Origin of the sequence: Streptomyces phytophilus, from assembly GCF_013870535.1 — a bacterium.
Lineage (GTDB): Bacteria > Actinomycetota > Actinomycetes > Streptomycetales > Streptomycetaceae > Streptomyces > Streptomyces phytophilus.
The window spans coordinates 1-9,361 of record NZ_JACBXC010000112.1; the positions used below are offsets into that span (position 1 = coordinate 1).

The following is a 9,361-nucleotide window of genomic DNA, read 5'->3' on the forward strand; positions in this document are numbered from 1 at the left end:
CTCCCGGTGCTCGCCGCGGAACGACACCAGCGCCGCCATCCGCACCGGCCGTTCCGCCAGCCCCGCCCCGGGCCCCTCGCTGCGGAACAGCCGCCGGACGAGGGGCGCTACGGCGGCGGACGCGAGCTTGACGCCGACGGCTGCGGGTTCCATGCGCCAGACGATATAGCTGTCGGCTACAGGTCACCGGCAGTGTTCGCCGATGGTCGGCTTCATGCCGGTATGTACACCCTCATCATCATGAAATTCAGGAAGATGAGGGTGGGTTCGGGTGGAGTTGATACGGAGGGTAAGCCAATGTTCTGGTGAAGACCGGGGGGCAAGCCGCCGAACGTGATCCACGTACGGCTCAGTGGTCTGGGGAGTTCATACAGTGAGGTCTTACGGTTCGGGCAACACGGCGCGGCAGGCTCCCCCGGTCGGTCTCGCGCTGCTCTCCGACCGGGAACGCGAGGTGCTCCTCCTGCTCGCTGACGGTCCCACCAACCGCCGGCTGGCATCGCAACTGGGGGTGGCGGAGCGTACGGTCCGCGCCCATCTGACGAGCATCTGCCGCAAGCTGAACGTGGAGTCGCGCGTCCAGGCCGCCCTGGTCGCCGACCGCAACCGGCGGGCCCTGCGGCCGGCCGTGGCGGGCGCGGACCGGGCTGCCGCAAGCGGCAATGGCCCCGGTCACCGCGTTCGTGAATGATGTGAGGGTCATTACCCTCCGGGGTGCCGCGGCTGCGGCCCGCAGGCGTCGTACGCGGGCGCGGGCGGCACCCACAGGACGGAGCGCTGGTGCGTTCGCTTCCCGGCCTCATACGCACCAGCGGCTCCGTCCCCCTCCGGCCCCCGCCCGCGGGCCTGCCGTACCCGGCCGGTCAGCGGTCGTCGACGATGCCGGAGTGGGCGATGTGGTAGCCGAGTTGGGTACGGCTCTCGCTGCCCAGTGCGGCGCCGAGTTTGGCGATGTGGGCGCGGCAGGTGCGGACGTTCATGCCGAGGCGGCGGGCGATGGCCTCGTCCAGGTGGCCCTCGACGAGCAGCCGGGCGATCTTGAGCTGGACGCCCGTGATCCCCTCCGGGGTGACCCGGTTGGCGATGTCGTCGCCCCAGGGCGTGGCGAGATGCCAGAAGTGGTCGAACGTGGCGGCGAGATACCAGACCACGCCCTGCTGGCGGACCTCGACGGCCACCGTGTTGTCCTCCCGCGCGGGGATGAAGGCGACCTCGCGGTCGATGATGATGGCACGCTCGATGTTCTCTTCGAGGGTGCGCACCTCCAGGCCCGTGTGCTGCACCCGCGCCAGGTAGTCCAGCGCCTGCGGGGTGTGCCGGGCGGTGTGGCTGTACAGGCTGCGGATGCGGACGCCCCGTTCGGCCAGCGGCAGCACCCGCTTGACCGCGGCCTCGTACACCCAGGCCGCCCTGTTCCCCATGGGCTGGGCGGTGAGCAGTTCGGTGGTGCACTCCCGGAGGGCGCGTACCAGCTCGACGTCGATCCGCTCCTTGCCCTCCCAGACCGTGATCGCGGGTTCCGCGACCGGGCCGGCACCGGAGGCCGCGGGCGGCCCGACGGAGTCGGCGAGGGTGAGGGCGAGGTCCCGGTAGCCGCCGATCTCCTGCGCCACGAGCTCGAAGAGCTGCCCCATGGCCTCCGACGGCGGCGCCGGGACGAGCCAGTCGCCGTCGCGGTGCAGGAGACCGGAGTCGACGAGGCAGGGCGCGGCCTCGCTCGCCGCCGTCGCGATACGACCGGACTGCAGCGCCTTGGCGTAGAGCTTCCGGCCCGCCTCGCAGATCCGCGTGGCGGGATGCGCGGCGTGCCCCATGTCTCAGGCCCCCTCGTCGAGGGTGCCGGAGCGGGCGATGAGGTGGCCGAACTGGGTGCGGACGACGCCGCGTTCGTGCATCTCCCGGGTCCGTCGCGCGGTCCCGCGGATCTTCTCGGCGCGTAAGGCGAAGGCGTAAGGCTTTCTGCCCACCTCGCGGAGGGCGGGTTCAAGGTGGATGTGGTCCATGCTTCCAGGTCTCCTTGGCTGTACCCCGAGCGGTCGGCGGGCGTCCGCGGTCTTTCGCCCTCTGACGCCGCGGGCGGCGGTTTTGTGACGCCCGCGGGCCCCAGCGAGGGGGTACGCCCGCGGTCGCTACTCCTCAAGGAGGCCGGAGCGGGCCATGAGGTAGCCGAGTTGGGTGCGGCTGTCGCTGCCGAGGGCTGCGGAGAGTTTGGCGATGTGGGCGCGGCAGGTGCGGACGTTCATGCCGAGGCGGCGGGCGATGGCCCCGTCGAGGTGGCCGTCCACGAGGAGCCGGGCGATCTTGAGCTGGACGGCTGTGATGCCTTCCGGGGTGTCGTGGTCGGGGGGCTGGTGCTCCCAGGGGACGCCGAGTTCCCAGAACCGCTCGAAGAAGGCGAGCAGGTACCAGACCAGGCCGGGGTGTCGTATCTCCATCGCCACCTCACGGTCGGGTTGCGCGGGGACGAAGGCGATCCGCCGGTCGAGGATGAGGAGCCGCTCGGGAATCTCCTCCAGCGTGCGCACTTGCAGCCCGGTGTCGCTGAGCTCGTCCAGGTAGACGAGCATCGCGGGGTGGTGCCGGTAGGTGTGGTTGTACACGGTCCGCTGAGAGACGCCGCGTTCGCTCATCCGCCGTACGCGCCGGGTGGTGGTGCGCATCGTCGCGGCGTTCCAATTGGTCCGGCCGCCGGCGGGCTGGATGGCGAGGAACTCCTGTGTGCAGTCCTCCAGCGCCTGTACGAGCGCGTTGTCGATCCGCTCCTTCCCTCGCCAGACAGTGAACGCGGCCGTTGCCGAGTCTTCCGGGCCGAGCGTCGTCAACTGTTCGACGGTGTCGGCGAGCGCGGCGGCGAACAGCCGGTGCTCGCTCAGTTCCCGTTCCAGGGGCTCGACGAGCCCGGCGAGCGCCTGCGTCGGAGGCGTCGGCGCCAGCCACTGGGCGTCGCCGGGCTCGGGGCGTAAGAGCTCCAGGTCGAGGAGGCAGGGCGCAGTCATGGTTGCCTCGTGCGAGACTCGGCCTGAGCGCAGGGCAGAAGCGTAGAGCTTCCTGCCCGCGTCGCAGAGGCCGGTGCTGTGGTGGGGGTGGGCCATATCTGCTCTCAAGTCTCCTCAAGGATGCCGGAGCAGGCGATGAGGTAGCCGAGTTGGGTGCGGCTGCTGCTGCCGAGCACGGTCGCGAGCCTGGCGATGTGGGCCCGGCAGGTGCGTACGCTCATGCCGAGCCGGCGGGCGATGTTCTGGTCGAGGTGGCCTTCGATCAACAACCGGGCGATGCTGCGCTGCACGCCCGTGATTCCCGCGTGGTCGGCCTCCGTATAAGCCGCCTCTTCAAAGGGGGTGGCCAGTTGCCAGAACTGCTCGAAAGCGCCCACGAGATAGGCGACGAGACCGGGCTGCCGCAGCTCCAGTGCGACCTGGCGGTCCGCCTGGGCCGGGATGAACGCCACCTCGCGATCGACGATGATCAGTCGTTCGACGATCTCTTCGAGGGTTCTGACCTCGACCCGCTGCGGACCGACGAACCGCAGATAGGCCAGGGTCATCGGGGCTTCCCGAGCGGCGTGCTGGTAGAGGGTGCGCATCCGCACGCCGCGCTCTACCAGGGGGCGTACCCGCTGCAGGGCTTCCCCGAGGGCGCGGGCGCCGCGGCTGGTCGCCTCCGGCTGAACGGTGAGCAGTTCCTGCGAGCACTCGCTGACCGCCAGGTCCAGCGCGGTGTTGATGGTTCCGAGGCCCTCCAGGACCGTGATCGGTGACTCGTCCGAACCGGCCGCGGCGCTGACATCCGTGAAAGCGGCGAACGCTTCGGTGAGGTTGGCCGAGGACCGCTGGAGCTTGCCGATGTCCTTCTCGTGGGAGTGGAGCATCCGGGCCATCGCGTCGAACGCCGGGACAGGCAGCAGCCATTCGTGGTTCTCGGGGTCCGGCTGCAGGAGGGTCAGGCCGGTGAGGCACGGGACGGAGGCGACCGCCGAGCGGGAAACCCGGCCGTCGTGCAGTGCGTCGGCGTAGAGCTGTTGGGCCTGCGGGCACGGCTGGTCGAGTGCGTGGGTGTGGTCGTGCCTGGTGGGCATCTCAGTACTCTCCGAGGCGGGCGTCCGTAGTCAGGTCCGGTTGAGGATGCCGGAGCGGGCGATGAGGTAGCCGAGTTGGCCTCGGCCATTGCTGCCGAGGGTGGTGGCGAGTTTGGCGATGTGGGCTCTGCAGGTGCGCACGTTCATGCCGAGCCGGTCGGCGATGACTTCGTCCACGTGGCCCTCGACGAGCAGCTTGGCGATGCTGCGCTGGACGCCGGTGATGCCGTCCGGCTCCGGGGAGTCGTAGTGGACCTCCTCGTCGAGCGGGACCGCGTGCTGCCACAGGTGCTCGAAGATGCCGACCAGGTACTCGATGAGACCGGGATGCCGGATCTCCAGCGCCGCCTTGCGGTTGGTCTTCACCGGCAGGTCGCGCTGTGCCGGGATGAAGGCGATGCGCCGGTCGATGATGATCAGCCGGTCCACGAGTTCTTCGAGGGTCCGCAGTTCCATGCGGCTGGAGCCGACCTGCTCCTGATAGGCGAGTAGACCGTAACTGTGCCGTGCCGTGTGCTGGTACAGACTGCGTATCCGTACGCCGCGATCGACGAGCGGACGCACCCGTCCCACCGACCTGTTCAAGGATTCCGGGGCCCGGCTCCCTCCGGGCTGAACCGTCAGCAGTTCCTTTTCGCACTCCGTTGTCGCGTCACCGATGGTCTCGTCAATATTCGTCACGCCGCGCAACTCGGCGATCACTCGGCCGACCGCGGGCTGCTCTTCTCGGCTGATGGCAAGAAACGGCTCGAAAGCGTCGGCCAGTGCCAGGGTCTGGTTCCGTCGCTCCAGGATCTCCCGCTCCAGCGGACTGCCCAGCCGGGCAAGCACGATGGCGGGCGGGAGCGGGCGCAGCCAGCGTGGGTCGTCGGGGTCGGGGTGGAGCAGCAGCAGATCTATCAGACACGGCGTGCTTTCCACTTCGGACCGGGCGATCCGGCCTGCTCGCAGCGCCTTGGAGTACAGCGCCGAGCCCGCCTCGCACAGGTCGGTATACCCATGCGAATGGTCTGATTCGTCATGCATTACGCCTATTTGTCCTTCCCACAGGAAGCTGTGTTTCAGGAACATGATGCAATGCGGAGGTGGTGCGTGGCGGTCTCGTGCGGCACCTTCTTCACAGGGAAGCGAAAAGGGAAGCCGGGAATCCCAATGAAGAAGCTCGTTGGTTGTCTCGTCGCGCTGGCCGCCACCGTGGTGGTGGGCTTGGGCGTCAACTTCCAAGAGGCCGAGGTGCATGCCGCCGACATGCCCGAGGCGTCAACTGTGGTACTCGTTCAGCAGGATCCGGCGTGGGACTGAGTAGGGGCGCGAACGCTGGGCAAACCTAGGTTAATGCGAACAATGCAGACACAGGTATGGCGATGACTTCAGACGACCGCCGAAAGATGGAGAACCATTGGCACTCCGTCGATCTCGCTACGGCGGTTCCCCGACCCGGGGACAGGATGGCGGTAGCCCTGCTGGGTGAACCGATCACCATCCTTCGCGACCGGGGCGGGTGCGTCCGGGCCTTCCGCCGGAGGTCAGGGCGTTATGTACGCTGCGTGGTGCGCTGCGGCGTGATCTTCGTCAATCTTGGCGAAGAGGATCACGTGCTCGTAGCAGCCGACGGCGTGCCTGATAGCGAGAGCATCACCCCCCACTGTGCCTGATCGGGCGGTATCCCCCGTGTCCAGATCGCCCGAAGGCACACCAGCGGTGCCATCGCGGACGCAACCCCGCGATGGCACCGCTTTTGCGTGCGCGGACGCGCATGCTTGGGGGTGCGGTCGTGTCGCGGGCGCCGGTTGCCGGTGCTGAGTTGAGGTTGAGTGCAGTAGACTCAACTTAGCTTACGGAGCCTCAGGCACGCCGAGTGCGGGCCGAGGCGTACCCCCGACCGGCACCCCGGCAAGGAGGAGCACACAGCAGTGGACGCGGAGCTGACCAACAAGAGCCAGGAAGCGATCGCCGGCGCCAACAGCCGCGCGGTGTCCGGCGGGCACCCCGACATCACCCCCGTACACCTGCTGCTCGCGCTGCTCGAAGTGGCGGACAACGAGAACCTCCAGGATCTGCTTGCCGCCGTCGACGCCGATCAGGCCGCCGTGCGTTCCGGGGCCGAGGCTCTGCTCGGCGGGCTGCCCAGTGTGCAGGGGGCCACCGTGTCCCCGCCGCAGGCGAACCGGGAGCTGCTGGCCGTCGTCGCCGATGCCGCCGCGCGGGCGAAGAAGCTCGGTGACCAGTACGTGTCGACCGAGCATCTGCTCATCGGGGTCGCCGCCGAGGGCGGGCCGGCCAAGGAGCTGCTGAAGAAGCAGGGGGCGAGCGCCCGGGCGCTTGTGCAGGCGTTCGAGAAGATCCGCGGCGACCGGCGCGTGACCACGAAGAACCCCGAGGGCACGTACCAGGCCCTCGGCAAGTTCGGCACCGACCTCACCGCCGCCGCCCGCGACGGCAAGCTCGACCCGGTCATCGGGCGCGACCAGGAGATCCGCCGCGTCGTGCAGGTGCTCTCCCGGCGTACGAAGAACAACCCCGTCCTCATCGGCGAGCCCGGCGTCGGCAAGACCGCCGTCGTCGAGGGGCTCGCGCAGCGGATCGTGAAGGGCGACGTACCGGAGAGCCTGAAGAACAAGCGGCTCGTCGCGCTCGACCTCGGGGCCATGGTCGCCGGGGCGAAGTACCGGGGCGAGTTCGAGGAGCGGCTCAAGACCGTGCTCGCCGAGATCCGGGAGAGCGACGGGGAGGTCGTCACCTTCATCGACGAATTGCACACCGTCGTCGGCGCCGGCGCGGGCGGCGAGTCTGCCATGGACGCCGGCAACATGCTCAAGCCCATGCTCGCCCGCGGCGAGCTGCGCATGGTCGGTGCGACGACCCTCGACGAGTACCGCGAGCGGATCGAGAAGGACGCCGCCCTGGAGCGCCGCTTCCAGCAGGTACTCGTCGCCGAGCCCACCGTCGAGGACACCATCGCCATCCTCCGCGGCCTCAAGGGGCGCTACGAGGCGCACCACAAGGTCGCCATCGCCGACTCCGCGCTCGTGGCCGCCGCCACCCTCTCCGACCGCTACATCACCTCCCGCTTCCTCCCCGACAAGGCCATCGACCTCGTCGACGAGGCCGCCTCCCGGCTCCGTATGGAGATCGACTCCTCGCCCACCGAGATCGACGAGCTGCAGCGCGCCGTCGACCGCCTCCGCATGGAGGAGCTGGCGCTCAAGAACGAGTCCGACCCAGCCTCCCGCGAGCGCCTGGAGCGGCTCCAGCGCGACCTCGCCGACAAGGAGGAGGAGCTGCGCGGCCTCACCGCCCGCTGGGAGAAGGAGAAGCAGGGCCTCAACCGCGTCGGCGAGCTGAAGGAGCGGCTGGACGAGCTGCGCGGCGCCGTCGAGCGCGCCCGGCGCGACAACGACCTCGACACCGCCTCCAAGCTCCTCTACGGCGAACTGCCCGCCCTCGAACGCGAGCTGGAGGAGGCGTCCGCCGCCGAGGAGGAGGTCAAGCGGGACACGATGGTCAAGGAGGAGGTCGGCTCCGACGACATCGCCGACGTCATCTCCTCCTGGACCGGCATCCCCGCCGGCCGGCTGCTGGAGGGCGAGACGCAGAAGCTGCTGCGCATGGAGGAGGAGCTGGGCAGGCGCCTCATCGGGCAGGACGAGGCCGTACGGGCCGTCTCCGACGCCGTACGCCGCACCCGCGCCGGCATCTCCGACCCCCACCGGCCGACGGGCTCGTTCCTCTTCCTCGGCCCCACCGGCGTCGGCAAGACCGAACTGGCCAAGGCGCTGGCCGGCTTCCTCTTCGACGACGAGCGGGCGATGGTCCGCATCGACATGAGCGAGTACGGCGAGAAGCACTCCGTCTCCCGCCTGGTCGGCGCGCCCCCCGGGTACATCGGGTACGAGGAGGGCGGCCAGCTCACGGAGGCCGTACGGCGGCGCCCGTACTCGGTGATCCTGCTGGACGAGATGGAGAAGGCGCACAACGAGGTCTTCGACATCCTGCTCCAGGTGCTGGACGACGGGCGGCTGACGGACGGTCAGGGCCGTACCGTCGACTTCCGCAACACCATCCTCATCCTCACCTCCAACCTCGGCTCCACCTTCCTCGTCGACCCGATGATCAAGGAGGAGCAGAAGCGGGAAGGGGTGCTGGAGACGGTGCGCAAGGTCTTCCGGCCCGAGTTCCTCAACCGGCTCGACGACCTCGTCGTCTTCCACGCCCTCGGCGGCGACCAGCTCAGGCGCATCGCCGCCATCCAGCTCGCCCATCTGCAGGAACGGCTCGCCGAGCGCCGGCTCACGCTGGAGGTCAGCGACGCGGCACTGGCCTGGCTCGCGCGCCTCGGCGTCCCGGAGGGCGAGCCGGAGCCGGACCTCAGCTACGGGGCCCGGCCGCTGCGGCGGCTGGTGCAGACGGCGATCGGGGACCAGCTCGCGAAGGAGATCCTGGCGGGCGAGGTGCGGGACGGGGACACGGTGCGGGTGGAGGTGTTCGGCGACCGGTTGCTGGTCGGCGCGGTGCAGTAGGCGCGGCCCTGCGGGCGGGCGGTGAGCGGCGGCGGGCAGCGGGGGGTAGTGGGCGGAAGTCGGTGGCGGGGCCGCGGGGCGGTCGTGGTGCCGGGTGGCGCTCCGCCGCCGTAGCGAGTTGTCCACAGGGTGTCGCCGCCGGGTTGCGGGCACGGGCCCCCGGTGGGGGAGGATGGGCGGGAACCGTTCGAAGGGAACCCCACGTGAGCATCGACCCGTCCTCGATTCCGAACTTCGGGGGCAAGCAGCCCGAATCCCCCGGCGGCGGTGGTGGCCCGCAGGGGCCCATCGTGCCCGACCAGGATCTGGTCAAGCAGCTCCTGGAGCAGATGGAGCTGAAGTACGTCGTCGACGACGAGGGAGACCTCGCGGCGCCGTGGGAGCAGTTCCGTACGTACTTCATGTTCCGCGGCGAGGGAGACCAGCAGCTCTACTCGGTGCGCACCTTCTACGACCGGCAGCACTCCCTGGACGCCAAGCCGGAGCTGCTGGAGGCCATCGACGACTGGAACCGCCGCACGCTGTGGCCGAAGGTCTACACGCACACGCACGACGACGGCTCCGTCCGGCTGATCGGCGAGGCCCAGATGCTGATCGGCACGGGCGTGGCGCTGGAGCACTTCGTATCGAGCACGGTGAGCTGGGTGCGGGCGTCGATCGAGTTCGACAAGTGGCTGGTGGAGACGCTGGGTCTGCAGCAGGAGCTGGACAGCGACAAGCCGGACAACGTCGAGCGCGAGGACGGCCCGGACGGCGACCCGGGGGA

Annotated in this window: 10 protein-coding genes; 4 read left to right on the forward strand and 6 right to left on the reverse strand. The window is 69.5% G+C overall.

Features of this window, described 5'->3' with window-relative positions; all coding sequences use genetic code 11:
* Window positions 1-153, reverse strand: a 153-nt coding sequence (locus H5J30_RS37675; protein WP_181786750.1) for an NACHT N-terminal Helical domain 1-containing protein, incomplete at its 3' end; no start/stop codon positions are given.
* A 220-nt stretch (window positions 154-373) separates the two neighbouring features.
* Between H5J30_RS37675 and H5J30_RS08980 the strand changes: the two genes are divergently transcribed.
* Window positions 374-691 (forward strand): helix-turn-helix domain-containing protein, encoded by a 318-nt coding sequence (locus tag H5J30_RS08980; RefSeq protein WP_309505471.1) that lies wholly within the window; start codon window positions 374-376, stop codon window positions 689-691.
* A 172-nt stretch (window positions 692-863) separates the two neighbouring features.
* Here the strand turns inward: H5J30_RS08980 and H5J30_RS08985 are convergent, their stop codons facing one another.
* The 5 genes from H5J30_RS08985 to H5J30_RS09005 all read right to left on the reverse strand — a co-directional run bounded on the left by H5J30_RS08985 (window position 864) and on the right by H5J30_RS09005 (window position 5,146).
* Window positions 864-1,814 carry a helix-turn-helix transcriptional regulator gene (locus H5J30_RS08985; protein WP_181786752.1) on the reverse strand — a complete coding sequence of 317 codons (951 nt, stop codon included), beginning with the start codon at window positions 1,812-1,814 and terminating at the stop codon, window positions 864-866.
* Window positions 1,815-1,817: 3 nt separating this feature from the next.
* A complete protein-coding gene (locus H5J30_RS08990; RefSeq protein ID WP_181786754.1) occupies window positions 1,818-2,003 on the reverse strand; it encodes a hypothetical protein in 186 nt (61 codons plus the stop codon).
* A gap of 126 nt (window positions 2,004-2,129) precedes the next feature.
* Complete coding sequence (locus H5J30_RS08995) at window positions 2,130-3,092, reverse strand: helix-turn-helix domain-containing protein (protein ID WP_181786756.1); 963 nt, start codon at window positions 3,090-3,092, stop codon at window positions 2,130-2,132.
* Between the two features lie 8 nt (window positions 3,093-3,100).
* Window positions 3,101-4,075 carry a helix-turn-helix transcriptional regulator gene (locus tag H5J30_RS09000; protein WP_181786758.1) on the reverse strand — a complete coding sequence of 325 codons (975 nt, stop codon included), beginning with the start codon at window positions 4,073-4,075 and terminating at the stop codon, window positions 3,101-3,103.
* Between the two features lie 30 nt (window positions 4,076-4,105).
* Complete coding sequence (locus H5J30_RS09005; protein ID WP_374100957.1) at window positions 4,106-5,146, reverse strand: hypothetical protein; 1,041 nt, start codon at window positions 5,144-5,146, stop codon at window positions 4,106-4,108.
* Window positions 5,147-5,227: 81 nt separating this feature from the next.
* On the opposite strand from H5J30_RS09005, the gene H5J30_RS09010 reads away from it, so the two are divergent.
* From H5J30_RS09010 to H5J30_RS09020, 3 genes are all read left to right on the forward strand, one after another.
* Window positions 5,228-5,377, forward strand: a complete 150-nt coding sequence (locus H5J30_RS09010; protein ID WP_181786760.1) for a hypothetical protein — start codon at window positions 5,228-5,230, stop codon at window positions 5,375-5,377.
* A 611-nt stretch (window positions 5,378-5,988) separates the two neighbouring features.
* Window positions 5,989-8,595: an ATP-dependent chaperone ClpB gene (clpB, locus tag H5J30_RS09015; RefSeq protein ID WP_181786762.1), complete on the forward strand. Its 2,607-nt coding sequence runs from the start codon at window positions 5,989-5,991 to the stop codon at window positions 8,593-8,595.
* 203 nt (window positions 8,596-8,798) lie between these two features.
* Window positions 8,799-9,361 (forward strand): YbjN domain-containing protein (locus H5J30_RS09020; protein WP_181786764.1); only part of this gene is annotated, 563 nt, incomplete at its 3' end.

Bases quoted from the DNA above. Each gene is read 5' to 3' on its own strand.
- H5J30_RS08985 (WP_181786752.1), bottom strand. From the start codon at position 1,814: ATGGGGCACGCCGCGCATCCCGCCACGCGGATCTGCGAGGCGGGCCGG.
- H5J30_RS08990 (WP_181786754.1), bottom strand. From the start codon at position 2,003: ATGGACCACATCCACCTTGAACCCGCCCTCCGCGAGGTGGGCAGAAAG.
- H5J30_RS08995 (WP_181786756.1), bottom strand. From the start codon at position 3,092: ATGGCCCACCCCCACCACAGCACCGGCCTCTGCGACGCGGGCAGGAAG.
- H5J30_RS09000 (WP_181786758.1), bottom strand. From the start codon at position 4,075: ATGCCCACCAGGCACGACCACACCCACGCACTCGACCAGCCGTGCCCG.
- H5J30_RS09005 (WP_374100957.1), bottom strand. From the start codon at position 5,146: ATGTTCCTGAAACACAGCTTCCTGTGGGAAGGACAAATAGGCGTAATG.
- H5J30_RS09010 (WP_181786760.1), top strand. From the start codon at position 5,228: ATGAAGAAGCTCGTTGGTTGTCTCGTCGCGCTGGCCGCCACCGTGGTG.